This window comes from Streptomyces sp. NBC_01446, from assembly GCF_026340095.1.
Lineage (GTDB): Bacteria > Actinomycetota > Actinomycetes > Streptomycetales > Streptomycetaceae > Streptomyces > Streptomyces aureus.
Window position 1 is genome coordinate 3,682,628 of the sequence record NZ_JAPEPO010000001.1, and the last position, 26,576, is coordinate 3,709,203.

General features: G+C 69.6%; 28 protein-coding genes and 1 pseudogene. 16 read left to right on the top strand and 13 right to left on the bottom strand.

Annotated elements, in window-relative coordinates:
• Positions 1–30: 30 nt before the first annotated feature.
• The 5 genes from folP to OG456_RS16420 all read left to right on the top strand — a co-directional run bounded on the left by folP (position 31) and on the right by OG456_RS16420 (position 3,172).
• On the top strand, positions 31–894 hold the full coding sequence (gene folP / locus OG456_RS16400; RefSeq protein ID WP_266561661.1) for a dihydropteroate synthase: 864 nt from the start codon (positions 31–33) through the stop codon (positions 892–894).
• A complete protein-coding gene (locus tag OG456_RS16405) occupies positions 891–1,442 on the top strand; it encodes a nuclear transport factor 2 family protein (protein ID WP_266561663.1) in 552 nt (183 codons plus the stop codon). The genes folP and OG456_RS16405 overlap by 4 nt, the downstream gene beginning before the upstream one ends.
• A 215-nt stretch (positions 1,443–1,657) precedes the next feature.
• Positions 1,658–2,017: a dihydroneopterin aldolase gene (folB, locus tag OG456_RS16410; RefSeq protein ID WP_116511517.1), complete on the top strand. Its 360-nt coding sequence runs from the start codon at positions 1,658–1,660 to the stop codon at positions 2,015–2,017.
• Positions 2,014–2,625, top strand: coding sequence for a 2-amino-4-hydroxy-6-hydroxymethyldihydropteridine diphosphokinase (folK, locus tag OG456_RS16415; RefSeq protein ID WP_266561667.1), 612 nt, complete (start codon positions 2,014–2,016; stop codon positions 2,623–2,625). The genes folB and folK overlap by 4 nt, the downstream gene beginning before the upstream one ends.
• A gap of 58 nt (positions 2,626–2,683) precedes the next feature.
• Positions 2,684–3,172 carry a DUF3180 domain-containing protein gene (locus OG456_RS16420; protein ID WP_266561669.1) on the top strand — a complete coding sequence of 163 codons (489 nt, stop codon included), beginning with the start codon at positions 2,684–2,686 and terminating at the stop codon, positions 3,170–3,172.
• A 98-nt stretch (positions 3,173–3,270) separates the two neighbouring features.
• Here the strand turns inward: OG456_RS16420 and folE are convergent, their stop codons facing one another.
• The 6 genes from folE to dacB all read right to left on the bottom strand — a co-directional run bounded on the left by folE (position 3,271) and on the right by dacB (position 10,704).
• Positions 3,271–3,876 (bottom strand): GTP cyclohydrolase I FolE, encoded by a 606-nt coding sequence (gene folE / locus OG456_RS16425; protein ID WP_266561671.1) that lies wholly within the window; start codon positions 3,874–3,876, stop codon positions 3,271–3,273.
• Between the two features lie 79 nt (positions 3,877–3,955).
• The gene (ftsH, locus tag OG456_RS16430) at positions 3,956–5,965 is read right to left on the bottom strand and encodes an ATP-dependent zinc metalloprotease FtsH (RefSeq protein ID WP_266561673.1); all 2,010 of its coding nucleotides are present in this window, start codon (positions 5,963–5,965) and stop codon (positions 3,956–3,958) included.
• Between the two features lie 197 nt (positions 5,966–6,162).
• Positions 6,163–6,723 (bottom strand): hypoxanthine phosphoribosyltransferase, encoded by a 561-nt coding sequence (gene hpt / locus OG456_RS16435; protein ID WP_116511523.1) that lies wholly within the window; start codon positions 6,721–6,723, stop codon positions 6,163–6,165.
• A gap of 45 nt (positions 6,724–6,768) precedes the next feature.
• Positions 6,769–7,791 carry a tRNA lysidine(34) synthetase TilS gene (gene tilS, locus OG456_RS16440; protein ID WP_266561675.1) on the bottom strand — a complete coding sequence of 341 codons (1,023 nt, stop codon included), beginning with the start codon at positions 7,789–7,791 and terminating at the stop codon, positions 6,769–6,771.
• Between the two features lie 215 nt (positions 7,792–8,006).
• Positions 8,007–9,149, bottom strand: coding sequence for a zinc-dependent metalloprotease (locus tag OG456_RS16445; protein WP_266561677.1), 1,143 nt, complete (start codon positions 9,147–9,149; stop codon positions 8,007–8,009).
• Positions 9,150–9,264: 115 nt separating this feature from the next.
• On the bottom strand, positions 9,265–10,704 hold the full coding sequence (gene dacB, locus OG456_RS16450; RefSeq protein ID WP_266561679.1) for a D-alanyl-D-alanine carboxypeptidase/D-alanyl-D-alanine-endopeptidase: 1,440 nt from the start codon (positions 10,702–10,704) through the stop codon (positions 9,265–9,267).
• Positions 10,705–10,835: 131 nt separating this feature from the next.
• Between dacB and OG456_RS16455 the strand changes: the two genes are divergently transcribed.
• Both OG456_RS16455 and OG456_RS16460 read left to right on the top strand, forming a co-directional pair.
• Complete coding sequence (locus tag OG456_RS16455) at positions 10,836–11,327, top strand: inorganic diphosphatase (protein ID WP_100597700.1); 492 nt, start codon at positions 10,836–10,838, stop codon at positions 11,325–11,327.
• Between the two features lie 89 nt (positions 11,328–11,416).
• Complete coding sequence (locus OG456_RS16460; RefSeq protein ID WP_266561682.1) at positions 11,417–13,114, top strand: threonine/serine exporter ThrE family protein; 1,698 nt, start codon at positions 11,417–11,419, stop codon at positions 13,112–13,114.
• A gap of 94 nt (positions 13,115–13,208) precedes the next feature.
• Here the strand turns inward: OG456_RS16460 and OG456_RS16465 are convergent.
• A pseudogene (locus OG456_RS16465) lies at positions 13,209–13,832 on the bottom strand (DedA family protein); the annotation flags it as partial.
• 131 nt (positions 13,833–13,963) lie between these two features.
• Between OG456_RS16465 and OG456_RS16470 the strand changes: the two are divergent.
• A complete protein-coding gene (locus tag OG456_RS16470) occupies positions 13,964–14,329 on the top strand; it encodes a YbjQ family protein (RefSeq protein WP_100597698.1) in 366 nt (121 codons plus the stop codon).
• Between the two features lie 5 nt (positions 14,330–14,334).
• Here the strand turns inward: OG456_RS16470 and OG456_RS16475 are convergent, their stop codons facing one another.
• The gene (locus tag OG456_RS16475; protein ID WP_266561685.1) at positions 14,335–15,093 is read right to left on the bottom strand and encodes a MerR family transcriptional regulator; all 759 of its coding nucleotides are present in this window, start codon (positions 15,091–15,093) and stop codon (positions 14,335–14,337) included.
• Positions 15,094–15,298: 205 nt separating this feature from the next.
• Between OG456_RS16475 and OG456_RS16480 the strand changes: the two genes are divergently transcribed.
• Positions 15,299–16,582 carry an ion channel protein gene (locus OG456_RS16480; protein WP_266561687.1) on the top strand — a complete coding sequence of 428 codons (1,284 nt, stop codon included), beginning with the start codon at positions 15,299–15,301 and terminating at the stop codon, positions 16,580–16,582.
• Between the two features lie 106 nt (positions 16,583–16,688).
• Complete coding sequence (locus tag OG456_RS16485; RefSeq protein ID WP_266561689.1) at positions 16,689–18,101, top strand: glutamate decarboxylase; 1,413 nt, start codon at positions 16,689–16,691, stop codon at positions 18,099–18,101.
• A 59-nt stretch (positions 18,102–18,160) separates the two neighbouring features.
• On the opposite strand, the gene OG456_RS16490 is transcribed toward OG456_RS16485, so the two are convergent.
• The 4 genes from OG456_RS16490 to OG456_RS16505 all read right to left on the bottom strand — a co-directional run bounded on the left by OG456_RS16490 (position 18,161) and on the right by OG456_RS16505 (position 21,186).
• Positions 18,161–18,931: an ABC transporter permease gene (locus OG456_RS16490; RefSeq protein ID WP_266561691.1), complete on the bottom strand. Its 771-nt coding sequence runs from the start codon at positions 18,929–18,931 to the stop codon at positions 18,161–18,163.
• Complete coding sequence (locus OG456_RS16495; RefSeq protein ID WP_266561693.1) at positions 18,928–19,905, bottom strand: ATP-binding cassette domain-containing protein; 978 nt, start codon at positions 19,903–19,905, stop codon at positions 18,928–18,930. Before OG456_RS16495 ends, OG456_RS16490 begins: the two co-directional genes overlap by 4 nt.
• 84 nt (positions 19,906–19,989) lie before the next feature.
• Positions 19,990–20,631 (bottom strand): PadR family transcriptional regulator, encoded by a 642-nt coding sequence (locus OG456_RS16500; protein ID WP_266561695.1) that lies wholly within the window; start codon positions 20,629–20,631, stop codon positions 19,990–19,992.
• Positions 20,632–20,649: 18 nt separating this feature from the next.
• Positions 20,650–21,186, bottom strand: a complete 537-nt coding sequence (locus tag OG456_RS16505) for a DinB family protein (protein WP_266569284.1) — start codon at positions 21,184–21,186, stop codon at positions 20,650–20,652.
• Between the two features lie 155 nt (positions 21,187–21,341).
• On the opposite strand from OG456_RS16505, the gene OG456_RS16510 reads away from it, so the two are divergent.
• From OG456_RS16510 to OG456_RS16525, 4 genes are all read left to right on the top strand, one after another.
• Entirely contained in the window at positions 21,342–21,728 is a 387-nt protein-coding gene (locus tag OG456_RS16510) for a VOC family protein (RefSeq protein WP_266561697.1), read from the top strand.
• Positions 21,729–21,733: 5 nt separating this feature from the next.
• Positions 21,734–22,090 (top strand): helix-turn-helix transcriptional regulator, encoded by a 357-nt coding sequence (locus OG456_RS16515; protein ID WP_266561699.1) that lies wholly within the window; start codon positions 21,734–21,736, stop codon positions 22,088–22,090.
• Positions 22,087–22,530: an SRPBCC domain-containing protein gene (locus tag OG456_RS16520; RefSeq protein WP_266561701.1), complete on the top strand. Its 444-nt coding sequence runs from the start codon at positions 22,087–22,089 to the stop codon at positions 22,528–22,530. The genes OG456_RS16515 and OG456_RS16520 overlap by 4 nt, the downstream gene beginning before the upstream one ends.
• 141 nt (positions 22,531–22,671) lie before the next feature.
• Complete coding sequence (locus OG456_RS16525; RefSeq protein ID WP_100597687.1) at positions 22,672–22,914, top strand: DUF397 domain-containing protein; 243 nt, start codon at positions 22,672–22,674, stop codon at positions 22,912–22,914.
• 198 nt (positions 22,915–23,112) lie between these two features.
• On the opposite strand, the gene OG456_RS16530 is transcribed toward OG456_RS16525, so the two are convergent.
• Entirely contained in the window at positions 23,113–23,595 is a 483-nt protein-coding gene (locus OG456_RS16530; protein WP_266561703.1) for an ATP-binding protein, read from the bottom strand.
• 266 nt (positions 23,596–23,861) lie between these two features.
• On the opposite strand from OG456_RS16530, the gene OG456_RS16535 reads away from it, so the two are divergent.
• Both OG456_RS16535 and OG456_RS16540 read left to right on the top strand, forming a co-directional pair.
• Positions 23,862–24,728, top strand: a complete 867-nt coding sequence (locus OG456_RS16535; protein WP_266561705.1) for a helix-turn-helix transcriptional regulator — start codon at positions 23,862–23,864, stop codon at positions 24,726–24,728.
• 214 nt (positions 24,729–24,942) lie between these two features.
• Entirely contained in the window at positions 24,943–26,400 is a 1,458-nt protein-coding gene (locus OG456_RS16540) for an aldehyde dehydrogenase family protein (RefSeq protein WP_266561707.1), read from the top strand.
• The last annotated feature ends 176 nt before the right edge of the window (positions 26,401–26,576 follow it).

Below are 26,576 nucleotides of genomic sequence, written 5' to 3' on the forward strand. Positions count from 1 at the left end.
CACCGGGCCGCCGGGCCTAGGCTTGAAGGCATGAGCACGTCGCCGGGCCGTCGCGGCCACGTCACAGGCCTTCCCGAATGGGACCGCTGCGCGGTCATGGGAGTCGTCAATGTGACGCCCGATTCCTTTTCCGACGGGGGCCGCTGGTTCGACACGACGGCCGCCGTGAAGCACGGCCTCGACCTGGTCGCCCAGGGCGCCGACCTCATCGACGTCGGCGGCGAGTCGACCCGCCCCGGCGCCACCCGCGTCGACGAGGACGAGGAGCTCAAGCGCGTCATCCCCGTCGTGCAGGGCCTGTCCTCCGAGGGCGTCGCCGTGTCCGTCGACACGATGCGTGCTTCCGTGGCCGAGCGCTCCCTGGCGACCGGCGCCTCCCTCGTCAACGACGTCAGCGGCGGCCTCGCCGACCCGGCGATGATCCCCGTCGTCGCCGCGGCGGGCGCCCCCTTCGTCGTCATGCACTGGCGCGGCTTCCTGGAGGGCGGCAACGTCAAGGGCACATACGAGGACGTGGTCTCCGAAGTCGTCGCCGAGCTCCACGCGCGCGTGGAGGCCGTCATCGAGGGCGGCATCGCCCCCGAGCGCATCGTCGTCGACCCGGGCCTCGGCTTCTCCAAGGAGGCCGCCCACGACCTGAAGCTCCTGGCCCACCTGGAGGAGCTGCGCGCGCTCGGCCACCCCCTGCTGGTCGCCGCCTCCCGCAAGCGGTTCCTCGGCCATGTGCTGGCCGGCGACCAGGGCGCCCCGCCCCCGGCCCGCGAGCGCGACGCCGCCACGGCCGCCGTCTCCGCGATCGCGGCCCATCAGGGCGCCTGGGCGGTCCGCGTCCACGAGGTCCGCGCCACGGCGGACGCGGTCCGTGTCGCCCGCGCCGTAGAGGGAGCCCAGTGACCCCACCGAGGGAGCCCGACGAGCCGCGCGGTGCGGCAGCCAGGCGCACCGACGCGGAGGCCGTGGACCGCGCCAACCGCGCCTTCTACGAGGCACTGGAGCGGGGCGACTTCGAACTGCTGACGGCGCTCTGGATCGCCCCGGAGGACGTCTCGTACAGCGAGGACTCCGACGAGGCCGAGGACACGTCCATCAGCTGCGTGCACCCCGGCTGGCCCGTGCTCACCGGCCGCGGCGAGGTCCTGCGCTCGTACGCGCTGATCATGGCGAACACCGAGTACATCCAGTTCTTCCTCACGGATGTGCACATCAGCATCGTCGCCGACACGGCTCTGATCACTTGCACCGAGAACATCCTCAGCGGCGGCCCGGCCCCCGAGGAGGGCGACGAACTCGGCCCGCTCGTCGGCCAGCGCGTCGTCGCCACGAATGTGTTCCGTCGCACACGTGACGGCTGGAAACTGTGGTCGCACCACGCTTCGCCCGTACTCGCCGCGTCCGAGACCGAGGGCGACGCCGGCGAGGAAAGCGACGAGACGCCCTCCTGAGCGGCTCCTGACGGGGTAGGCGGGTCCACGTGGCCCCCACGTGGTTGCCCTAGCGCGCTGCTGGGTAGGGGCGCGGCTACCAGCGGTGAGCCGCCCTGTCCATAGCCCCCGCGGGCGAGCGCTGTCGGTGCTCGCAGGTAGATTCGATCGAGGCTGGTGTGCCGACCGCACTCGGTACGAACCCGCCGCTACCGACGATTGCAGGAGTGATTCGCGTGGATCGTGTCGCGCTGCGCGGCCTCAAGGCCCGCGGGCACCATGGCGTCTTCCCCAAGGAGCGCGAGGAAGGCCAGACCTTCATCGTGGACCTGGTGCTCGGACTGGACACACGCGCGGCCGCGGCCGACGACGACCTGGCGAAGACCGTGCACTACGGCATCGTGGCGGAGGAGGTCGTGGCCGTCGTCGAAGGCGATCCGGTCGATCTCATCGAGACGCTCGCCGAGCGCATCGCCGGGACGTGCCTGAAGCACGAAGGCGTCCTGGAGGTCGAGGTCTGCGTCCACAAGCCGGACGCCCCGATCACCGTCCCCTTCGACGATGTGACCGTCACCATCACCCGGAGCCGAGTATGACTGCATCTTTCACCGAGGGCCCCAGCGACCCGACCGTACAGCCGGTGCCCGCCTCCGTGGTGGAACAGGTGGACGCGGCCGACACCACGCTCTCCAACCCCAAACGCGCGGTGATCGCCCTCGGCTCGAATCTGGGGAACCGTCTCGAGACCATCCAGGGCGCCATCGACGCGCTGGAGGACACCCCCGGCGTCCGCGTGAAGGCCGTCTCGCCCGTCTACGAGACCGAGCCGTGGGGCGTCGAGCCCGGCAGCCAGCCCGCGTACTTCAACGCGGTGATCGTGCTCCGTACGACCCTTCCCCCGTCCTCCCTCCTGGAGCGGGCACACGCCGTCGAGGAAGCCTTCCACCGCGCCCGTGACGAGCGCTGGGGCGCCCGCACGATCGACGTCGACATCGTCACGTACGCCGACGTCGTCTCCGACGACCCGGTCCTCACGCTCCCCCACCCGCGCGCGCACCAGCGGGCCTTCGTCCTCGCGCCCTGGTACGACGTGGAGCCGGAGGCGCAGCTGCCGGGCCACGGACCGGTCGCCGAGCTGCTCGCCGCGGTCACCCGCGAAGGCGTCGCGCCGCGCGCCGACCTGGAACTCCAGCTGCCCGAATAGTCGTTAGGGTCATGCGGGCACACGTAGACAGCGCGGGGACTGAGGGGCGACCACCGGAATGAAGCAACTGCGCATCAGGACGCTGGCCGGCCTCTTCCTGGTCGCCGGTGTACTGAGCTGGGCGGGCGCCCGCCTGTGGGACTCGATCGGCACGCTGCCGAGGGTCCCGCTGGCGGCGCCGATCGTTCTCGCCGTGATCGCCGTCATCCTGCTGGCGACCGCGCTCTCCATCCGGGCCCGGCTGCGCGCCCAGCGCGAGCGGCGCCCGGGCGCCAAGGGCGTCGACCCGCTGATGGCGGCCCGCGCCCTCGTCTTCGGCCAGGCCAGCGCCCTGGTCGCCGCCCTGGTCGCCGGGTTGTACGGCGGCACAGGCGCCTTCCTGCTGGAGCACCTCGACGTCCCGGCCCGCCGCGACCAGGCGATCTACGCCGGTTTCTCGGTCCTCACCGGCATCGCCGTGATAGCGGCCGCCCTCTTCCTGGAGCGCGTGTGCAAGCTCCCTGAGGACGACGACGAGGACCACGGCGGGGCCGCACCGGCGGCCTGACCCGCCGAGGGCCCACCACCGCGGGCTGCCCGGGAGCCACCGGGGGTCCAGGGAGCCACCGGGGCCCGCCCATGTGCCTGCCGCGTGCCCGCGCGGGCTCAGCGCGCGATGATCAGGCTCATCGCCTCGTTGCGCGTCGCCGGGTCGCGCAACTGGCCGCGCACCGCGGACGTGATGGTCTTCGCGCCCTGCTTGCGCACCCCGCGCATCGTCATGCACATGTGCTCGCACTCGACGACCACGATCACCCCGCGCGGCTCCAGGATCTCCATCAGGGAGTCGGCGATCTGCGTGGTCAGGCGCTCCTGGACCTGCGGGCGCCGGGCGTAGACGTCCACGAGGCGGGCCAGCTTCGACAGGCCCGTGATCTTGCCGTCGCTCGACGGGATGTAGCCGACGTGGGCGACGCCGACGAACGGCACCAGATGGTGCTCACAGCTGCTCTGGACCTCGATGTCCTTCACCAGGACCATCTCGTCGTGCCCGAGGTCGAACGTCGTCGTCAGGACGTCCTCGGGCTTCTGCCACAGGCCCGCGAATATCTCCCTGTACGCCCGAGCCACCCGCGCCGGCGTCTCCTTGAGGCCCTCGCGGTCCGGGTCCTCTCCGACCGCGATGAGCAGCTCACGCACAGCGTTCTCGGCCCGCTTCTCGTCGAACTCGCCGATCGGCCCCTCGCCGTCCAGCGTCACCGGGTCGGTCATCTGTGCCTCTTCCTTGAACAAAGAACCGCGTCCCCCACACCGTAAGGCGTGGGGGACGCGGTTATCCATTCCGGGGTGATCAGGCCTCGGGGCTGTCCGTAGGAGCGATGTCCAGCCCGGACTCGACGCCCGTTGCCGCGCCGTTCGAACCGTTCGTCAGTGACAGCTCCCTGGGGGAGAGCACCGGCGGGCGGGTCGAGGGGGTGCGGCGGGAGGAGCCGGTCCACGCGGGGCGGGCCGGGCGCTTCACGATCGGAGCGAAGATCTCGGCGATCTGCTCCTTGTTCAGCGTTTCCTTCTCCAGGAGCGCGAGGACCAGGTTGTCGAGAACGTCTCGGTTCTCGACGAGGATCTCCCAGGCCTCGTTGTGCGCGGTCTCGATGAGCTTCTTGACCTCTTCGTCGACGAGCGCAGCGACCTCTTCCGAGTAGTCGCGCTGGTGCGCCATCTCCCGGCCGAGGAACGGCTCGGTGTTGTCGCCGCCGAACTTGATCGCGCCGAGCCGCTCGGTCATGCCGTACTGCGTGACCATGGCCCGCGCGGTCGTGGTCGCCTTCTCGATGTCGTTCGCCGCGCCCGTGGTCGGGTCGTGGAAGACCAGCTCCTCGGCCGCGCGCCCGCCCAGCATGTAGGCGAGCTGGTCGAGCATCTCGTTGCGCGTGGTCGAGTACTTGTCCTCGTCGGGCAGGACCATCGTGTAACCGAGGGCCCGTCCACGGGACAGGATCGTGATCTTGTGCACCGGGTCGGAGTTGGGCGAAGCCGCCGCGACCAGGGCGTGTCCGCCCTCGTGGTACGCGGTGATCTTCTTCTCCTTGTCGGACATGATCCGGGTCCGCTTCTGCGGGCCCGCCACTACGCGGTCGATCGCCTCGTCCAGCATCGAGTTGTCGACGAGCTTGAGGTCGCTGCGCGCCGTGAGGAGCGCCGCTTCGTTCAGCACGTTCGCCAGATCGGCGCCGGTGAAGCCCGGGGTACGCCGGGCGACGGCGGAGAGGTCGACATCGGGTGCGACCGGCTTGCCCTTCTGGTGAACCTTGAGGATCTCCAGACGGCCCTGCATGTCCGGGCGGTCGACCGCGATCTGCCGGTCGAAACGTCCCGGGCGCAGCAGTGCCGGGTCGAGGATGTCGGGCCGGTTCGTGGCGGCGATCAGGATGACGCCGCCCTTCACGTCGAAGCCGTCCATCTCGACGAGCAGCTGGTTGAGCGTCTGCTCGCGCTCGTCGTGACCGCCGCCGAGACCCGCACCGCGGTGCCGGCCGACAGCGTCGATCTCGTCGACGAAGACGATCGCCGGGGCGTTCGCCTTGGCCTGCTCGAACAGGTCACGGACTCGGGAGGCACCGACACCGACGAACATCTCGACGAAGTCGGAACCCGAGATCGAGTAGAAGGGAACCCCCGCCTCACCGGCAACGGCGCGCGCGAGCAGCGTCTTACCGGTTCCGGGCGGGCCGTAGAGCAGCACACCCTTGGGGATCTTGGCGCCGACGGCCTGGAACTTCGCCGGCTCCTGGAGGAACTCCTTGATCTCGTGGAGCTCCTCGACAGCCTCGTCCGAGCCCGCCACATCGGCGAACGTCGTCTTCGGGGTGTCCTTGGTGATGAGCTTCGCCTTGGACTTCCCGAACTGCATGACTCGGGAGCCGCCGCCCTGCATCTGATTCATCAGGAACAGGAAGACGACGACGATCAGGACGAAGGGGAGCAGGGAGAGCAGGATCCCCACGAAGGCGTTCTGCTTCGTCGGAGCGACGGTGTACCCGTCGGGGATCTTCTTGTCCTCGAACTTGGCCTGCAGATCCTTGGCCACATCGACGCCCTGGTCGCCGATGTAGCTCGCCTGGATCTTGCTGCTGCCCTGGACCTTCTGGCCGTCCTTGAGCTCGACCTTGATGTTGTTTTCGTCGCCGGTGGTCAGCTTGGCCGACTGCACCTTGTTGTCGTTGATGGCCTGAATGACCTGGCCGGTGTCCACTGTCTTGTAGCCACCGGACGAACCGACGACCTGCATCAACACGACCACGGCAAGGACGGCCAGCACGATCCACATGACCGGCCCACGGAAGTATCGCTTCACGTCCATCCATACGGAGCGATGCCGCCCCGTCCCTCCTGCCATAGTGAGTTTGATAAAGGCTGTTTTGAAGACTGTTCTTCGGACGGTACCCCAGCATTGTCACCCGAAGCCGCATGGGACGGCTGGGAATCTCGCCCACGCATGCTCCAACGGCGGGGAACCCGCAAGGGTTCCCGACCGTCTCACATGGCTTCCGCGACCGTTCAGCCGCCGTAGACGTGGGGAGCCAGAGTGCCGACGAACGGCAGGTTCCGGTACTTCTCCGCGTAGTCCAGGCCGTACCCGACGACGAACTCGTTCGGGATCTCGAACCCGGTCCACTTCACGTCGATGGCCACCTTCGCCGCCTCCGGCTTGCGCAGCAGCGTGCAGACCTCGAGGCTCGCGGGCTCGCGGGTGCCGAGGTTGGTGAGCAGCCACGACAGCGTGAGGCCGGAGTCGATGATGTCCTCGACGATCAGGACGTGCTTGCCCTTGATGTCGGTGTCGAGGTCCTTGAGGATCCGCACGACGCCGGACGACTGGGTGCCCGCGCCGTACGAGGACACCGCCATCCAGTCCATCGTGACGGGGGTGGACAGCGCACGCGCCAGGTCCGCCATGACCATCACGGCGCCCTTGAGGACACCGACGATCAGCAGGTCCTTGCCCGCGTATTCCGCATCGATCTTCGCGGCCAGCTCGGCCAGCTTCGCGTCGATCTCTTCCTTGGTGATGAGCACCGACTGAAGGTCGGTGCCCATGTCTTTCGCGTCCACCCGCATCACTTTCGGTCGTCCCACCGGCCGCTGAAGGACTCGCGCCCCTCGTCAGCCTTGCCGGATGACCAGTCTGCCACCCTGCCGCTGAGCCACGACCTTGCCGGGGAGGTTGATCTCCCCCTGACCGCGCCAACCGGTGATCAAACGGTCGACCTCTTCGATGTGCCGGGCGAACAGAGCACCCGCCGGGGCGCCGGCCTCGATGGCCGCGCGGCGCAGTACACGGCGGCGTACGGCGGGGGGCAGCGCGAAGAGCTTGGCGCACTCCAGGAGGCCCGCGGGGTCCCGCACCATGGCCTCGGCCTGCGCGGCCCACGTGTCCAGGGCGTCGGCGTCGTCACGGGACAACTGGGCCGTACGGGCGAGCGCCTCGACGACGCCCTTGCCGAGCGCCTTCTCCAGGGCGGGCAGCCCCTCGTGGCGCAGCCGGGAGCGCGTGTACGCCGGATCGGTGTTGTGGGGGTCGTCCCAGACGGGCAGCGACTGGGCCATGCACGCCTTGCGGGCGGTCTGGCGGTCGACGTGCAGGAAGGGCCTGCGGTAACGGCCGTCGACCCCCGAGGTCGCGGCCATGCCCGACAGGGAGCGGATGCCGGAGCCGCGGGCGAGGCCGAGCAGGACCGTCTCCGCCTGATCGTCGCGGGTGTGGCCGAGCAGGATCGCGGCGGCGCCGTGCTGGTCCGCGGCGGCGTCGAGCGCGGCGTATCTGGCGTCCCTGGCGGCGGCTTCGGGCCCGCCGTCGCGGCCGACGTGCACGGCCGCGGACTCGACGGGATCGAGGCGCAGGGCGGTGAGCCGCGCGACGACTTCGGCGGCGCGGAGATCGGAGCCGGGCTGCAGACCGTGGTCCACCGTCACGCCACCGGCGCGGATGCCGAGCTTGGGGGCCTCGAAGGCGAGGGCGGAGGCGAGTGCCATGGAGTCGGCGCCGCCGGAGCAGGCGACAAGCACCAGGGGCGGGGTGCGCGGGCCTTCTGGCACCGTGTGGGGGACGCTGAGGTCGTTGAGTACGTCGTGGAGTACGCGGCGGACCGCCAGGCGTATCGCCGCGACCGCAGGATGGGGACCCATGTCCGGTTCCCTTCATGAAGTTTTCGGTGGGGGTGTGGCTCGGACTAGTCACTCAACAGTGACTCGGTGATTTCAGTCACCCAGAGTGTGTCGATCGTGACAGAGCCGAGCCATTCCCCGAGCATTGCACGCCTACCCACGGCCCACGGTCCCTCGGATGGGTGATTACGGGGGCGTTCTCCTGCCGTTGGCCGTATTTGTTTCACGACCCTGCCTTACGGTGCACCCTCAGACTTGCGGTGCACCCGCGCGACCCAGTCCGCCGGTTTGGCGATCTCCGCCTTGGTGGGGAGCGTGTTCGGCGATGTCCATACGCGATTGAATCCGTCCATACCCACCTCGTTCACCACGGCCCTGACGAACCGCTCGCCGTCGCGGTACTGGCGCAGCTTCGCGTCGAGGCCCAGGAGCTTGCGCAGCGCCAGGTCCAGGCGGGACGCACCCTTCTGACGGCGCTCCTTGAACTTCTCCCTGATCTCGGTCACCGACGGCACCACCGCGGGCCCGACCCCGTCCATCACGAAGTCCGCGTGCCCTTCGAGCAGCGACATCACGGCGGTGAGCCGGGCGAGGATCTCGCGCTGGGCCGGGGACTGCACGAGCTCGACCAGGGAGCGGCCCCCGTCGTCGCCCTCACCCTGCTCGCCCTCGGGGCGTGCGCCCGCCAGGGACTGAGCTGCCTCCCTGATGCGCTCCAGGAACGTCATCGGGTCGACGTCGGTCTCGGCGAGGAATGACTGGATCTCGCCCTCGAGGTGGTCGCGCAGCCAGGGCACGGCCGTGAACTGCGTGCGGTGCGTCTCCTCGTGCAGGCACACCCAGAGCCTGAAGTCGTGCGGATTCACGTCGAGTTCGCGCTCCACGTGCACGATGTTCGGCGCGACGAGGAGCAGTCTTCCGCCGCCGTTCGGCGCGGCCGGCAGGTCCCGGGTGGCGGGGGCGAAGGTCTCGTACTGTCCGAGGACGCGGGAGGACAGGAACGACAGCAGCATGCCGAGCTCGACGCCCGTGACCTTGCCGCCGACGGCGCCGAGGACCGCTCCGCCGGGGCCCGAGCCGCGCCGCTCCTCCATCTTGTCCAGGAGGGGCTTGAGAAGCTCCCTGAACCCCGCCACGTTCGCCCGGACCCAGCCGGGGCGGTCGACGACGAGGACAGGCGTGTCGTGCGCCTCCTCGGTGGACATCCGCGTGAAGCCGCGGACGTGTTCCTCGGAGGCCTTGGCGTGCCGGCGCAGTTCCGCGACGATCGCCCGCGCCTCGTCCCGGGTCACCTCCGGACCCGGCCGCACGAGTCGGGTCGCGGTCGCCACCGCGAGATTCCAGTCGACCATCCCAGAAGCACCACCGATGCTCGTCATGCGTCAACCGTACGTGCTCGGGTCCTGGTGCACAGGGGCTTGGCCCCGGACAGCGCCCCGGTTGTGCCCCTTAGGGGACACGGCCGTGACGGGCGGGGCCGGGGTGCGGGGCGGGTCAGCGGCAGCCGCAGTTCGCGACCGTCGACGCAAGCCGGTCCAGGGCCGCCTGAGCCTGTCCCGGGTTCACGGTGCCGTCCGTCATGAACGCGAAGACCAGAAGCCGACCGTCCGCGTCGACGACCGTTCCGGCCAGCGTGTTCACCCCGGTCAGCGTGCCGGTCTTGGCCCGTACGAGGCCGATGCCCGCCGCGTCGGCCGCGTCGGTGTACCGCTTGCTCAGCGTGCCCGTGAAGCCGGCGACGGGCAGTCCGGTGAGGACCGGACGCAGCCCGGGGCGCTCGCGTTCGACGGCGCGCGCGAGGACCTGGGTGAGCAGGTCGGCGGAGACCTTGTCGGCGCGGTCGAGGCCGCTGCCGTCCGCGAAGTGGCTTCCGGAGAGCGGGAGTCGGAGCTTGTCCAGCTCCTTGCGGATCGCCGCGCCCCCGCCGTCGAAGCTCGCGGCCTCGTCCTTGGCGAGCGCCACCTGGCGGGCCAGGGCCTCCGCGATGTCGTTGTCACTGTGCGTCAGCATGCGTTCGACCAGGGCCGACACGGGCGGCGACGACACCTTGGCCAGTTTCTCGGCGTCGCCCGACGCCTTGGCCGGGCCCGGCTCGCCCTTCGTCTTGATGCCGCGGTCGTGCAGCAGATCCGCGAACTTCCGCGCGGCGGCGGCCGCCGGGTCGGACTCGCGGGGCGCCGGGCCGCTCGACGAGTCGTCCATGCGCGCCTCGTCGGCCATGAGGGCGCTGACCGGCGCGATGTTCTCGTTGGGCCCGATGGGGTGCAGGAGCGGCCCCGAGTAGAGCGAGGTGTCGTACGAGAGCGTGATCTCGTCCGTGTCCCGGTCCTTCAGTTCCTTGGCGGTGGCGTCGGCGAGGGCGCGCAGGCTCGCGTTCGGTCCGGCGTCCTTGCGGGCGGTGAGCGTGGGGTCGCCGCCGCCGACGAGGACGACCTCGTGCGCCGACGAGTCGGGCTCGATGACGGTCTTCGTGTCGATGCGGTGGTCGGATCCCGGCATCGACAGGGCGGCGACCGCCGTGGCGAGCTTGGTGGTCGACGCGGGCGTCAGGGCGTCGCCGGAGCTCTTGCCGTACAGCCGCTCGCCGGTGGCCGCGTCGACGACGGCCGCGGTGCGCCGCTTGCCGAGGGCCGGGTCGTTCAGGAGAGGGTCGAGCACGTGGGCGAGCGCGCGCTTGGTGGGGCCGGGGACCGAGCCGCCCGGCGCCGCGAGGACGGCACGGGCGCTCGGGGCGGCGTCCGGCTCGTCGGAGCGCCCGTCGCGGCCGTGATCTGTGCCACCCCCGGCCTCCTGGGACACAGCCCGGCGCGCCTCCGCCGTACGCTGACCGCTGGAGTCCCACGGACCGGCCGAGGCCACCGCCACGGCCGAGAGCGCCAGGCCCAGGGTGGCAGCGCCCGCTGTGAGCTGCCAGGTCTTGACCTTCGTAAGCATCTTCACTGCCTGTGAAACTGCCTGCGAAGCCTTGAGCTCGGGCACCACGGACCAGCCCCTTTCGCGATCACACACCTGCGTGAGGGACACTTAACCACCAGTCGTATGTGTTGATCATGGAGGAGCCACCGGTGGAGTTCGACGTCACGATCGAGATTCCGAAGGGTTCGCGGAACAAGTACGAGGTGGACCACGAGACCGGTCGGATCCGCCTGGACCGTCGACTCTTCACCTCGACCAGCTACCCGGCCGACTACGGATTCGTCGAGAACACGCTCGGTGAGGACGGGGACCCGCTGGACGCGCTGGTCATCCTGGAGGAGCCGACCTTCCCCGGCTGCCTCATCAAGTGCCGCGCCATCGGCATGTTCCGGATGACGGACGAGGCCGGCGGTGACGACAAGCTGCTGTGCGTCCCCGCCTCGGACCCCCGCGTGGAGCACCTGCGCGACATTCACCACGTGTCCGAGTTCGACCGCCTGGAGATCCAGCACTTCTTCGAGGTCTACAAGGACCTGGAGCCCGGCAAGTCCGTCGAGGGTGCCGACTGGGTCGGCCGCACCGAGGCCGAGGCCGAGATCGAGCGGTCCTACAAGCGCTTCAAGGACGAGGGCGGTCACTGACCTCCCCCGCCACGCACGGGCCGTCCGACTCCTCCGGGGGTGGGGCGGCCCGTTCGCGTATCTGTGCTCATACTGAGGCGTACCGGGAGGTGCGCAGGCGTCATACGAAGGGCGAGTTGGTGACGGAGCGGGAGCCGGAGGCGGCCGAAGACCGCAAACCGCAGTCGGACGAGGCACGCAGCGCCTTCACCCCACCGCAAGGGGTGGTACCGCAGGCCCCGGCGCCCGAGCAGGACGAGTCACAGACGACGTCCGAGTTCGCGATCCCGGACGGGCTCAGCACCCCGGCCGCCGCACCCGCCGACTCCAGCGGTTCGGCCTTCACTCCCCCGCAGACCTACAGCTCTCGGTACCCACCGCCCGCGTTCACACCCGCGCACGGCATCCCCATGGTCAAGCTGACCAAGGAGGCGCCCTGGCAGGACCGGATGCGCACGATGCTGCGCATGCCGGTCGCCGAACGCCCCGCGGCCGAGCCCGTGCAGAAGCACGACGACGAGGGCCCGGCCGTTCCGCGCGTCCTCGACCTGACCCTGCGCATCGGCGAGCTGCTCCTCGCGGGCGGTGAGGGCGCCGAGGACGTGGAGGCGGCGATGTTCGCCGTGTGCCGCTCCTACGGCCTCGACCGGTGCGAGCCGACGGTGACGTTCACGCTGCTCTCGATCTCGTACCAGCCGTCGCTGGTCGACGACCCGGTGACCGCGTCACGGACCGTGCGGCGGCGCGGCACCGACTACACGCGCCTCGCGGCCGTGTTCCAGCTGGTGTACGACATCAGCGACGAAGAGGTCGACGTCTCCCTGGAGGAGGCCTACCGGCGTCTCGCCGAGATCCGCCGCAACCGCCACCCCTACCCCGGCTGGGTGCTCTCCGCGGCCACCGGGCTCCTGGCGGGCGGCGCCTCGATCCTCGTCGGCGGTGACCTCATCGTCTTCGTCGCGGCGGCGCTCGGCGCGATCCTCGGCGACCGGCTGGCCTGGCTGTGCGCGGGCCGCGGGCTGCCGGAGTTCTACCAGTTCACCGTCGCCGCGATGCCGCCCGCCGCCATAGGGATCCTGCTGACCCTCGCGCACAACCTCGTGGACGTACGAGCCTCCGCGGTGATCACCGGTGGGCTGTTCGCGCTGCTGCCGGGGCGGGCCCTCGTGGCGGGCGTGCAGGACGGACTGACCGGCTACTACATCACCGCGGCCGCGCGCCTGCTCGAAGTCATGTACTTCTTCGTCGGCATCGTCATCGGCGTCCTGATCGTGCTCTATCTCGGCGTCCAGCTGCACGCGCAGCTGAACCCGGAGGCGGCCCTCCAGGTCCTCGACCGCCCCTACTGGCAGATCGCGGCCTCGATGGCGCTCTCGCTCGCCTTCGCCATCCTGCTCCAGCAGGAACGCTCCACCGTGCTCGCGGTGACGCTGAACGGCGGTGTGGCGTGGGTCGTGTACGGGGCCATGCACGTCGTCGGCGGGATCTCGCCGGTCGCCTCCACCGCGGCGGCGGCCGGGCTCGTCGGCCTGTTCGGGCAGCTCTTCTCGCGCTACCGGTTCGCGTCCGCGCTGCCGTACGTGACGGCGGCGATCGGGCCGCTGCTGCCGGGTTCCGCGACGTACTTCGGGCTGCTGGCCATCGCGCAGAACGATGTGGACGCGGGCCTGGTGTCGCTGACGAAGGCGGCGGCTCTCGCCATGGCCATCGCGATCGGGGTGAACCTCGGGTCCGAGATCGCGCGGCTGTTCCTGCGCTCGCCCGGCGCGGCGGGGCGCCGGGCGGCGAAGCGGACCCGAGGGTTCTAGGACGCCGCGGAGGCGCCCTGGCGGTCTAGCGCTTCGCGTGGCGGCCGCGCTGACCCTGCGGCGGCGTCTGCGGCTGGGGCATCGCCGCCTGGGCCTTCTTCGACTTGCTGCGCGCCCTCAGGAACTCGATCGCGATGGGGACCACCGAGACGAGGACGATCAGGATCAGGATCGCCTCGATGTTCTTGTGGACGAACTCGATGTTGCCGAGCCAGGAGCCGAGGAGTGTGACACCCGCGCCCCAGAGCACGCCGCCGATGATGTTGAACGTGATGAACGAGCGGTACTTCATGCCGCTGACGCCCGCGATGATCGGCGTGAACGTGCGGACGATGGGCACGAAGCGGGCCAGGACCAGGGACTTCGGGCCGTACTTCTCGAAGAACTCGTGGGCCTTGACCACGTTCTCCTGCTTGAAGAGGCGGGAGTCCGGGCGGTTGAACAGCGAGGGGCCGACCTTCTTGCCGAAGAGGTAACCCGCCTGGTCACCGAGGATCGCGGCGACGCAGATCAGGCCGACGGCGCCCCACAGGGGGAAGTCCAGCGTGCCGGCGGTGATCAGCAGTCCGCAGGTGAAGAGCAGGGAGTCGCCCGGCAGGAAGAAGCCGATGAGCAGGCCGGACTCCGCGAACACGATCAGGAGCAGGCCCCAGATGCCGAACGTGTTGAGCAGGTGGTCCGGGTCCAGCCAGCTTGGTCCGAGAGCAAGCGTCGTCACGGTTCCGGACTCCTGAGGGGTGGTGAAGCGAGGGCAATGGCGATGCAAAGTTATCAACGCCGGATGACGGCGCCAGGTTCCAGCGGCCCTCCCAGGATGCACGGTGCGTCAACTGTGGCAAACCTGTGTGTATGGGTATCGAAGACTACGGCGGCGGCCAGAATCCGCAGACGGATGTGCTCGTCGTCACCACGAACGACGTGCCGGGCTACCGGGTGGAGAAGGTGATCGGCGAGGTCTTCGGCCTCACCGTCCGCTCCAGGCACCTGGGCAGCCAGATCGGCGCCGGACTCAAATCGATGATCGGCGGCGAGCTGAAGGGCCTCACCAAGACGCTGGTGGAGACCCGCAACCAGGCGATGGAACGGCTCGTCGAGCAGGCCCGCTCCCGCGGCGCCAACGGGGTGCTGATGTTCCGCTTCGACGTCACCGAGGCGGCGGACGTGGGCACCGAGGTGTGCGCGTACGGCACGGCCGTGGTGATCGCACCGCGGTAGGGCGGCTACACGTTGCGCACGGCGTTGGCGAGGATCGCCTCCCGCAGGAAGGCGGCCACGCCCTCCCGGTCCTTGTCGAGGTTGCGCCGGTAGCGCTCGTCCGCGACGAACATCTCACCGAGAGCGGTCTGGATCTCGTAGGTGCACTCGTAGTGGAACCGGCAGATCTGCTGCCGGTGCTCCTCCGCGAGATCCATCGCGGCCCCGGACCCGGGCTCCTCGCCCGAGTCCATGACGGCGATGAGGCGGCGCATCCAGTCGTCGTTCGCCTCCTTGATCCGCAGCCAGTCCTCCTTCGTGTACGAGGCGGCCTTGCGCTGCGACTCGGCGTAGGCCTCGGTGTGGCCCCAGCGCTCCTGGACCTCGTCGGCGTACTGCTCGGGGTCGTGGTCGCCGAAGACCTCGAACTTCTCCTCGGGCGCGAGATCGATGCCCATCTTGCGTGCCTCCATGGCGATTTGGACGGCGGCGGCCATCTTCTGGAGCTTGCCGATCCGGGCGGTCAGCAGCTCGTACTGGCGGCGCAGATGCGCGCGCGGGTCCGCTTCCGGGTCGTCGAGAAGGGCCGCGACCTCGTCGAGAGGGAAGCCGAGCTCCCGGTAGAACAGGATCTGCTGGAGCCGGTCCAGGTCGGCGTCGCTGTAGCGCCGATGACCCGCGTGGCTACGCCCGACCGGCGCCAGCAGGCCGATCTCGTCGTAGTGGTGCAACGTGCGCACCGTGACGCCGGCGAACCCGGCGACCTGCCCCACGGAGTAGCTCACGGCTCCTCCCCTCTCCCTGTCGCTGTCTTTGTCGCTGTCTTTGTCGCTGTCTTTGTCGCTGTCTTTGTCGGTGCCTGCGTCCGTGTCTTTGTCGGCGCCTGTGTCGGCGCCTTCGTCGGCACGGGTCCCAGCGTGCAGCCTCACGTCACGTGAGGTGCAAGCGGCAATTCCTCCGGGTGTTATGCGGCTTTCGTCCGCTTATGGTGTGCCGGTGAGCACCGACGAGCAGGCCGCGCCCCAGGAGACCACCCCGGCACGGGCGTTGCTGCCGCTGGTCGTCCCCGCGCTCGTCGTAGGCGTCGCGTGCAGCCTGCTGTTCCTCGGCGTGAGCGAGCTCGCCGAGAAGCTCCAGCACGTGCTGTGGACGGACCTGCCCGACGCGCTCGGCATCGGCGGGTACTCCTCGCTCTGGATGATCGTCATGCTGACCACGACCGGCATCCTCGTAGGCCTCGTCGTCTGGAAGGCGCCCGGTCACGCGGGACCCGACCCGGCCACCATCGGGCTCGCGAGCGCGCCGCTGCCGCCGTTCCTGCTGCCCGGGCTGCTCGTCGCGACCGCGCTGATGCTGGCCGGCGGGCCCAGCCTCGGCCCCGAGAACCCGATCATCGCCGCCAACATCGCCCTCGTGTTCTGGCTCGGCGCGAAGGCCATGCCCGTCGTGCCCCCCGCGCTCTGGGTCTCGCTGGCCGAGGCGGCGACGCTCGGCGCACTGTTCGGCACACCCGTCGCCGCCGCCCTCGTCATCTCCGAGGCCCTCGCCGGCAGGCAGATCAGGGGCTCGCTGTGGGACGCCCTGTTCGCGCCGCTCCTCGCGGCCGCGACAGGCGCGATGACCACGACCCTCGTCGCACACCCCACCTTCGACCTCGGTCTGCCCGCCGTCCCCCGGCCGGGCTGGGGTGACCTCCTCGCCTCCCTGGTGATCACCTCCGTGGCCGCGGTCCTCGGCATGGCGGCCGTCTACGCCTTCCCTCACACGCACGCCGCGTTCGGACGCCTCAAGCACCCCATGCTGATGCTGCCCGCGGGCGGGCTCGTGCTCGGTCTGCTCGGCGCGCTCGGCGGACATCTCACGCTCTTCAAGGGCCTCGACGAGGTCGCCGAGCTGGCCCGGCACCCCGACGGCTGGTCGGCCGGCGAGTTCGCCCTGATGACGGTGGTGAAGCTGGCGGCCCTGCTGGTCGCCGCCTCCTGCGGCTTCCGCGGCGGCCGGATCTTCCCCGCGGTCTTCGTCGGGTCGGCCTTCGGCCTCCTCGCCCACGCGCTCGTGCCGGGCGTGCACCCCGCCGTCGGCGTCTCGGCGGGCGTCCTCGGCATCCTGCTCGCCATCACCCGGCAGGGCTGGATCAGCCTGTTCACCGCGGCCGTCCTCGTCGCGTCCCCGGCGATCATCGCCCTGCTGTGCATCGCCTCGCTGCCGGGCTGGATCCTGGTCACCGGACGCCCCCAGATGCAGCTGCGCGACGACGGCACGTCCGTGCGCTGAGCGGTACCGCCGAACGGCGCGGCCGCGCGGTCTCGCCGGGCGGGACACCCCACCTCTCCGTATCCTCGCGATGAGGCCACGACCCGTATCGAGGGAGCCCGCGACGATGCCGCTGCACCACGGTCCCGACCAGCACGACGAGCGCCCGATGGCCGTCAACCCCTTCTACGGCGAGGCCAATCCGGTCGGCGGCATGACCGACGCCCCGCCCAAGCACCGGCTGCCCGACGACCCCATGCCGCCCTCCACGGCGTACCAGCTGGTCCACGACGAGCTGATGCTCGACGGCAACGCACGGCTCAACCTCGCCACGTTCGTCACCACATGGATGGAACCGCAGGCCGGCGTCCTGATGGGCGAGTGCAGAGACAAGAACATGATCGACAAGGACGAGTACCCGCGCACCGCGGAGCTGGAGCGGCGCTGTGTGTCGATGCTCGCCCACCTGTGGAACGCCCCCGACCCGGACGGCGCCGTCGGCTGCTCGACCACCGGTTCGAGCGAGGCGTGCATGCTCGCCGGGATGGCCCTCAAGCGCCGCTGGATGAAGCGGAACACCGACCGCTACCCGTCCAAGCACGCCCGCCCGAACCTCGTCATGGGCATCAACGTCCAGGTCTGCTGGGACAAGTTCTGCAACTTCTGGGAGGTCGAGGCGCGCCAGGTCCCCATGGACGGCGACCGCTTCCACCTCGATCCGCAGGCCGCCGCCGATCTGTGCGACGAGAACACCATCGGCGTCGTCGGCATCCTCGGCTCGACGTTCGACGGTTCGTACGAGCCGATCGCGGAGCTGTGCGCCGCCCTCGACACCCTCCATGAGAAGACCGGCCTCGACATCCCCGTCCACGTCGACGGCGCCTCCGGCGGCATGATCGCGCCCTTCATCGACCCCGAGCTGGTCTGGGACTTCCGCCTGCCGCGGGTGTCGTCCATCAACACGTCGGGCCACAAGTACGGCCTCGTCTACCCCGGCGTCGGCTGGGCCCTGTGGCGTACGGCGGACGACCTGCCGGAGGATCTGGTCTTCCGGGTCAACTACCTGGGCGGCGACATGCCGACCTTCGCCCTCAACTTCTCCCGGCCCGGCGCGCAGGTCGTCGCGCAGTACTACACGTTCCTGCGCCTGGGCCGCGAGGGCTACCGCGCGGTCCAGCAGTCGACCCGGGACGTCGCCCGAGGCCTCGCCGAACGCATCGAGTCCCTCGGCGACTTCCAGCTCATCACGCGCGGCGACCAACTGCCCGTCGTCACCTTCACGACAGCACCCGAGGTGAAGGCGTACGACGTCTTCGACGTCTCGCGCCGCCTGCGCGAATTCGGCTGGCTCGTGCCCGCGTACACCTTCCCCGCGCACCGCCAGGACCTGGCGGTGCTGCGGCTGGTGTGCCGCAACGGCTTCTCGGCGGACCTGGCGGCGCTCTTCCTCTCCGACCTCAACCGCCTGCTGCCCGAACTGCGCCGACAGGCGCACCCGCTGACCCGCGACAAAGAGGCGGCGACCGCCTTCCACCACTGACACCGTTCACGGGCCCCATCCGCCGAGCCCTGCTCACTGAGCGCCGCACACGCAGAGCCCTATCTGCTGAGCGCCGCGAACTTCCGTACCGCCGGCGGGAAGAACACCGCGAGCAGCGCGAGCGGCCAGAGCACCGCCGCCCACAGATGCCCCGGCTCCCCACCGGGGCCGCCGAACAGGTCCCGTACGGCCGTCGCCGTGTGCGACATCGGGTTCCACTCGACGACCGTGCCCAGCCAGCCCGGCATCGAGCCGGGCTCGGCGAGCGCGTTCGACAGGAATCCGACCGGCCAGACCAGGATCTGCACGGCCTGCACCAGCTCCGGCTTCCCCGCCACCATCGCCAGGTGGATGCCGATCCACAGCATCGCGAACCGGAAGAGGAGCAGCAGGCCGAGCGCGCCGAGGAGGGCCCCGGTCGAGCCGTGCGGACGCCAGCCGATCACGTAACCGACGCCGGTCATCACGACAAGCGCGGCGGCCGACTGGAGCATGTCGGCGGCCGAACGGCCCACCAGCACCGCTCCGTTGACCATCGGCATCGACCTGAACCGGTCGATCACGCCCTTATTGAGATCCTGCGTCACCGCCAGCATCGTCGCCTCGAGCCCGAACGCCATGGTGAGCGCGAGCATGCCCGGCACCAGATAGTCGACGTACTCGCCCTCGACGCCCTTGCCGCCGCCGATCAGGAAGCCGAACATCAGCAGCAGCATCACCGGGAAGACCAGACCCACCACGATCTGCGTCGGCTGCCGCGCCCAATGCGCAAGCTCGCGCCGCGTCATGGTCCACGAGTCGGCGACGGCCCAGCTCATCGGCGTACTCATGCGGTCACCTCCGACCGGTCCGCCATGTGCCCACGTTCCGCCGTGTCCTTCTGTCCCGGTCCCGTCAGATGCAGGAACACCTCGTCCAGGGTCGGTCTGCGCACCGCGATGTCCTCCGCCTCCACACCCGCCTCCTGAAGCGCCCGCACGGCCTCGGTGAGCGCGGCCATCCGGTCGGCGACGGGCGCACTGACCAGCCGGCGGTCCTTGTCGACCGTGGCACCGTCCGGCAACAGCCGTGCCGCCACGCCCAGTTGTGCCCCGTCCCGCACGACGACGTCGATCCGGTCGCCGCCGAGCCGCGCCTTCAGCTCGTCGGCCGTCCCCTCGGCGACGACCCGGCCCCGGTCCACGACCGAGATGCGGTCGGCGAGCTGGTCGGCCTCCTCCAGATACTGCGTCGTGAGCAGCACCGTCGTACCGCCCCCGACCAGCGAGCGCACCGCGCCCCACACCTCGGCCCGCCCACGCGGATCGAGGCCCGTCGTCGGCTCGTCCAGGAAGAGCACCTCGGGGTCCGTGATGAGGGAGGCGGCCAGGTCGAGCCGTCGCCGCATGCCGCCGCTGTACTGCCTGACCGCCTTGCGCCCGGTCCCGGCGAGGCCGAAGCGCTCAAGGAGTTCGCCGGCCCGCACCCGCGCGCGCCGGGCACCCAGGTGGTGGAGGCGGCCGAACATCTCCAGGTTCTGCCACCCGCCGAGCTCCTCGTCCACCGCCGCGTGCTGGCCGAGGAGCCCGATGCGGCGCCGCACCTCGTCCGCCTGCCGCCGCACGTCGTACCCCGCCACCTCGACCCGGCCCTCGTCGACCCGCAACAGCGTCGTCATGGCGCGGACGGCCGTCGTCTTGCCCGCGCCGTTCGGACCGAGCAGGCCGTGGACGGTGCCGCGGGCGACCGTGAGGTCGAGCCCGTCCAGCGCCCACTTGTCCCCGTACCTCTTCCGTGTGCCCTCGACGATGATCGCGTCGGTCATCCGGCTCCTCCCACCGAGAACCTCACTAATCAAATTTGACTAGGCTGGAAAGGTATCCCCGCCTCCATCGTTAGTCAAACTTGATTAACGCGGATCCCCGGGATCCGGCTCACCCGTGGCGTAGGGGTTCTCCTGCCCCTCGGCGAGCACCCCGACAAAGGGCTCACCCTCCCCCGCGAATGTGTACGCGCCGCCCTCGATCCGGCCGATCAGCCCCCGCGTCCACTCCGCGCCGGCGTCGGCCGAGTGCACCCAGAAATTCATGATCTCGCCGATGTGGCCGAGCCGTTCGGGCCCGTCCTCGGGCGTGTAGTACTCAGTGACCGCGCGCCGCCACTCCTCGATGCCTTCCACGCGCCGGCGCAGCAGCTCCACCGCTTCCCGCCGCGGCAGATCGACGATGAAGCCGAGCGCCGCCGAGAGGATGTCCGGCTTCTGGTCGTACGTCACGAGCGCCTCCCGCAGCAGCGTGAGGAACTCCTCGGTGCCCTTGTCCGTGATCTCGTACTCGGTGCGCGGCGGGCCGCCGGCCGTGGAGGGCGCGATCTCGTGCGCGACGAGGAATCCCTGCTTCGCCATCTGCTTGAGCGCGTGATAGATCGACCCGGGCTTGGCGTTCGACCACTCGTGCGCGCCCCAGTATTCGAGGTCGTTGCGCACCTGGTACCCGTGCGCGCGGCCGTGCTGGCGTACGGCCCCGAGGACCAGGAGGCGGATCGCTGACATGGGCCCCAGCGTAGGACGTCACTCCCGCGCCATCTCCACCAGCTCGTACGCCGTCTTCCCGTCCAGGGACTCGCGGATGATGTCCGCGTGCCCCGCGTGCCGGGCCGCCTCCCGGATCAGATGGAGCAGCAGCCACCGCACGGACACCTCCTCCTCGCCCGGCGACCAGTGATGGCGGGGCAGCGGGAACGTGTCGTCGAGGCTCGGCACCGACCGGACGAACTCCTCGGTGGCCAGCGCCACCTTGTCCCAGTAGGCGAGGGCCGACTCTACGGACTCGTCGCCCACGAGCCGGAAGCTGTCGGCCCAGTTCTCCTCGGTGCGCTGCATGTCGGGCGCGACCTGCCGGGCCCGCGCCACCCACCCCTGCTCGGTCTCCGCGACATGCTTGACCAGCCCGGACAGCGACAGGGCGCTGGCGCTCGGCGTCGCCGCGGCCTGCTCGTCGGTCAGCCCGAGCACGGCCCGCCGGACGGCGCCGCGCTGCCCGGCGAGAAAGATCAGGAGCGTGCCGCGCTCGTCGCCACGGATCTCCGCGTTCCCTCGAGTCGCCATCATGGGCCGCCTTCCATCGGTTCCGACGCCTGTACGGACGAAGGTAGAGGGAATCGCGGTCGGCTTCGGCCCCAAGCGGCACCACCCCGGGAAAGTATCGCGTAGGAATTTTCCTACCTTTGACGCGTAGGGAAATTCCTACTTATAGTCCGGGCATGAGCAGCCACACGAACATCACGCACGCCTCCTTCATCACCCTCCCTGTCGCCGACCAGGACCGCGCCCTGCGCTTCTACGTCGACGTGCTCGGCTTCGACGTCATGGCCGACCGTGAGATGCCGCCGGGCCGCTGGCTCCAGGTCGCACCCGCGGGCGCGCAAACCGTCTTCACGCTGGCCGGCCCGGGCATGGGGGATTTCACCCCGGGTTCGGCGCGGGGGATCATGTTGGTGACGACCGACGTCGACGCCGACTGCGCGCGGCTCACCGCCGCCGGGGCCGAGGTCACCGGCCCCGACGACGTGCCGTGGGGGCGCATGGCCTCCTTCAGCGACCCGGACGGCAACGCACTGATGCTCATCACGGAGAAGGAAGGCTTCTGACGCCGATGGCTACCGTGAGCGCGACCGACACCGCCGGCCAGGACCGGCTGTTCGCCGCGCTCGCCAACGGAACACGACGCGAGGTGCTCCGCCTCCTCAGGGACGAGGGCCCCCAGCCCGTCCAGGCCCTCGCCGACCACTTCGCGATGCGCCGGCCCAGCCTCTCGGAGCACCTCAAGGTGCTGCGCGAGGCCGGCCTCGTATCGGAGGAACGCGCGGGACGGCAGCGCATCTACCGGCTCGAGGCCGCCCCCCTGGCCGAGGTGCAGGACTGGCTCCATCCGTACGAGCGGTTCTGGCGCGGCCGCCTGAAGGGGCTCGCCGAACTCCTCGACCGCATGCCCGACGATGACGGGTCATGAGTCTCACGAGCATCACCGTCGACCAGTTCCTCCCTCACCCGCCCGCCAAGGTCTGGCGCGCCCTCACCGAACCCGAGCTGATCACCCAGTGGCTGATGCCGGGCAGTGAGGACTTCCGCCTGGAGGTGGGCCACCGGTACGTGATGACGACCGTGCCGCGACCCAACACCGGCTTCTCCGGCACCGTCGACGTCGAGGTCCTCGCGTACGCGGAGGAGCGGATGCTCAGCGTCCGGTGGCAGGACCGGGATCCGGCCAATTCTGCGGACTGGACCATTACGTGGAACCTGGAGCCAGAAGGCCGTGGCACGCGTCTCTTCCTAGTGCACGACGGATTCGATCCGGACGATCCGGCACAGATGATGGCGCGGAAGATCATGGACGGGGGCTGGCGCTCGCATGTCATGCGGGCGCTGGGGCAGACGCTCGAAGAGCTGTAACCGTGGGAACACCCCCCGTGCACGTGCATCTGCCCATGCATCGGCATGTGAACGCAGCTATGATCCAGGACAGTTGACCACTACACCTGACTCACTGGCCACATGAGCCTCATAGGCCACAGCAAGACCGGGGAGTGACCTGTGCACCACGTGTACAACGGCATGGCGGCCACGGAACTTCACGGTGTGGTCTGGCAGAAGAGCAGGCACAGCAACTCGCAGGGCTCCTGCGTGGAGTTCGCGAAACTGCCGGGGGGACGGGTGGCGATGCGCAACTCGAACTTCCCGGAGGGCCCGGCCCTCGTCTACACGCCCGCCGAAATCGAGGCGATGCTGCTGGGCGTCAAGGACGGGGAGTTCGATCACCTGATAGCTGACGGGTGACCGTTGCCGGGCGACGGTTGCCGGGCAACAACTGACGGATGACAACTGGCAGATGACAGATGACAGATGACAGATGACAGATGACGATAACTGTCATCTGATCACCGTCAGACGACAGGTGACAGGTGACAGCCGTAAGTCGTCAGCCATCACCCATGAGTCGCCAACTCTCAACTGGCGATGCCCAGTTGTCAGCCCTCACAGCCGGAACAGTGCCCACACCACTTTCCCGTTCAGCGTGCCGGCCAGCGGATGCCAGCCCCAGCCGTCGCTGAACGAGTCGACCAGGAACAGGCCGCGGCCCGATTCGGCGTTGAAGTCGTCCTCCGCCTCGCGGGCGACGGGGCTCTCGTCGCTGGGGTCGCGCACGGCGCACACCAGGCGTGAGGTCCAGCGCATCAGGTGCAGCCGCACCGGCGGGTCCTGCGAGCGCGGGGTGTCCGAGGGCAGTGCGTGCCGCAGGGCGTTGGTGACGAGTTCGGAGACGACGAGACAGACGTCGTCGAATCTCTCCGCCACGTCCCAGCCGTCGAGCGTCCCGCGCGTGAACTTACGGGCGCTGCCCACCGCTTCGTACCGTGCGGGAAGTGCGCAGGAGGCGGAGCTGGAAACGGCTGAAGGGTCGAGTGGCGGAAGCCCCTGCCTTAACGGCTCGAGCATGGCCGGTCCATTCGTCCCCATGCGAGGCACTCCCGGGATTCGCGGTACATAGCGAGTGGAGCGGTGGTGCGTGGGCCATCGTTCCGAATGCGTACAGCAGATGCAAGGGCAGATGCACGTGCACGCGCCCGTCCTGTCCCCCCGCGTACCACTTGTTGCTCATTTCTTCCCACGACTTCTTGTGGAGACCTTTCGCAACCTTTCCGTTTCTGTAACCGAACGAGTACGGGCCGGAGCGTTTTAATGGCAGACTTCGGCTGCTGGAGCGATCGGGAGGGTGGAGCGACGTGAGTGCGGGAGAGTCGAGCGGCTCGGTGGTGCGACGCATCCTGCTGGGCTCGCAACTGAGGCGCCTGCGTGAATCGCGTGGCATCACCCGGGAAGCGGCCGGCTACTCGATCCGCGCATCCGAATCGAAGATCAGCCGCATGGAGTTGGGACGGGTGAGCTTCAAGGCCAGGGACGTCGAGGACCTGCTGACCCTGTACGGAGTCGCCGACGAGGCGGAGCGCGGCGCGCTTCTCTCCCTCGTCAAGGAGGCCAACGTCGCGGGCTGGTGGCATACGTACTCGGACGTCCTGCCCGGCTGGTTCCCCACCTATGTCGGCCTGGAGGGCGCCGCGTCGCTCATCCGCGCCTACGAGGTGCAGTTCGTGCACGGGCTGCTTCAGACCGAGGGGTACGCGCACGCGGTCGTCGCCCGGGGCATGAAGGACGCGCCGAAGGCGGACATCGACCGGCGTGTGGCGCTGCGCCTCGAGCGGCAGAAGCTCCTCGTCTCCGAACACGCCCCCGAGTTCCACGTGGTACTCGACGAGGCGGCTCTGCAACGCCCTTACGGCGGACCGGAGGTGATGCAGGGTCAGCTTCAGCATCTGATCGACATCTCCGAGCGGTCCAACGTCACGCTTCAGGTCATGCCGTTCGGATTCGGTGGCCACTCGGGTGAGACCGGTGCCTTCGCGATGCTCAGCTTCCCGGAGTCCGACCTCTCGGACATCGTCTACATGGAGCAGCTCACCAGCGCCCTGTACCTCGACAAGCGCGAGGACGTCACGCAGTACGCACGGGCGATGAAGCACCTTCAGGCGGAATGCCCGACGCCCGCGGAGAGCGTGGACATCATCCGCGGCCTGCTGGCGAAGGCCGCCTGACCAATACCTGCCGGCGCATACCCGCTTCCCCATACCCGCTTCCCCATACCCGCTGCCCCGTACCCGCTGACGAAGGCTGGCCGAGAACCGCTCCTTCCGGCCCGATTTCCGATCGTCGGCGATCGGTCGGGCGCCCTAACCACACCACAACTCGACTGGTACAGACGTAAGATGACGAGCCATTAGGTGTCTGCCGGCAGCAGCAAGGGATCTCATGTCCTACTTCACCGAACTGGCCCAGCAATACATCGACGGTTCATGGCGTCCCGGCCGTGGGGCGTGGGACATCATCGACTTCAACCCGTACAACGGCGAGAAGCTGGCCTCCATCACCGTGGCGTCGGCCGACGAGGTCGACGAGGCCTACCGCGCGGCCGAGCGGGCGCAGAAGAGCTGGGCTGACACCAACGCGTACACGCGACGCCTGGTCTTCGAGCGGGCACTGCGCCTGGTCGAGGAACGCGAGAACGAGATATCCGACGCGATCGTCGACGAACTCGGCGGTACGCGGCTGAAGGCCGGGTTCGAGCTGCATCTCGCCAAGGAGTTCCTGCGCGAGTCGATCCAGCTGGCGCTGCGCCCGCAGGGGCGGGTCATCCCGTCGCCCGTCGACGGCAAGGAGAACCGGGTCTACCGCATTCCCGTCGGCGTCGTGGGCGTCATCAGCCCCTTCAACTTCCCGTTCCTGCTGTCGCTGAAGTCGGTCGCGCCCGCGCTGGCCCTCGGCAACGGCGTGGTTCTCAAGCCGCACCAGAACACTCCGATCTGCGGTGGCTCCCTGGTCGCGAAGATCTTCGAGGACGCGGGCCTGCCGGCCGGTCTGCTCAATGTCGTCATCACCGACATCGCGGAGATAGGCGACGCGCTCCTCACCCACCCGGTGCCGAAGGTCATCTCGTTCACCGGCTCGGACGCGGTGGGCCAGCACGTCGCAACGGTGTGCGCCTCACAGTTCAAGCACGCCGTCCTGGAGCTGGGCGGCAACAGCGCGCTGACCGTGCTCGACGACGCGGACGTCGACTACGCCGTCGACGCGGCGGTCTTCAGCCGGTACGTGCACCAGGGCCAGGTCTGCATGGCCGCCAACCGGATCCTGGTGGACCGCAAGGTGGAGAAGGAGTTCACCGAGAAGTTCGTCGCCAAGGTCAGGTCCCTCAAGGTGGGCGACCCGCGCGACCCGTCGACCGTCATCGGTCCGGTCATCAACTCCACGCAGGCGGAAGCTGTTTCGGGCGTCGTCGACCAGGCGCTCGCGGAAGGCGCGACCGCACTGCTGCACGGCAAGGCCGTCGGTAACCTGGTCGAGCCGAGTGTCCTGACGGGCCTGCCGGCCGACTCCCCGGTGCTGCGGCAGGAGATCTTCGGCCCTGTCGCGCTCCTCATCCCCTTCGACGGGGACGAGGAGGCGGTGGAGGTCGCGAACGACACCCCGTACGGGCTGAGCGGGGCCGTGCACACGCGGGACGTGGAGCGGGGCGTCGCGTTCGCGCGGCGCATCGACACCGGGATGATCCACGTCAACGACGGGACGGTGCACGACGAGCCGCTCGTCGCGTTCGGCGGCGAGAAGCGGTCCGGGCTCGGCCGGCTGAACGGCGAGGCCACCGTCGAGGCGTTCACCACACAGAAGTGGATCTCCGTGCAGCACGGCCGGAGCCAGTTCCCGTTCTGACGCCCCCGCTCGCGTTCGGACCTCCAGGGGCGGGTCGAACGCGCGGGGCCGGCCCTCCAGGACCGCCTCGCCGATGGCGAGGCCCTCGGTGGCGTCGCACAGGGTCCGTACGACCGTGCCCTGCACGGCAGTCAGGAGGTCGTGGTGGAGCGCGGCGCGGCCCAGGACCGTGACGC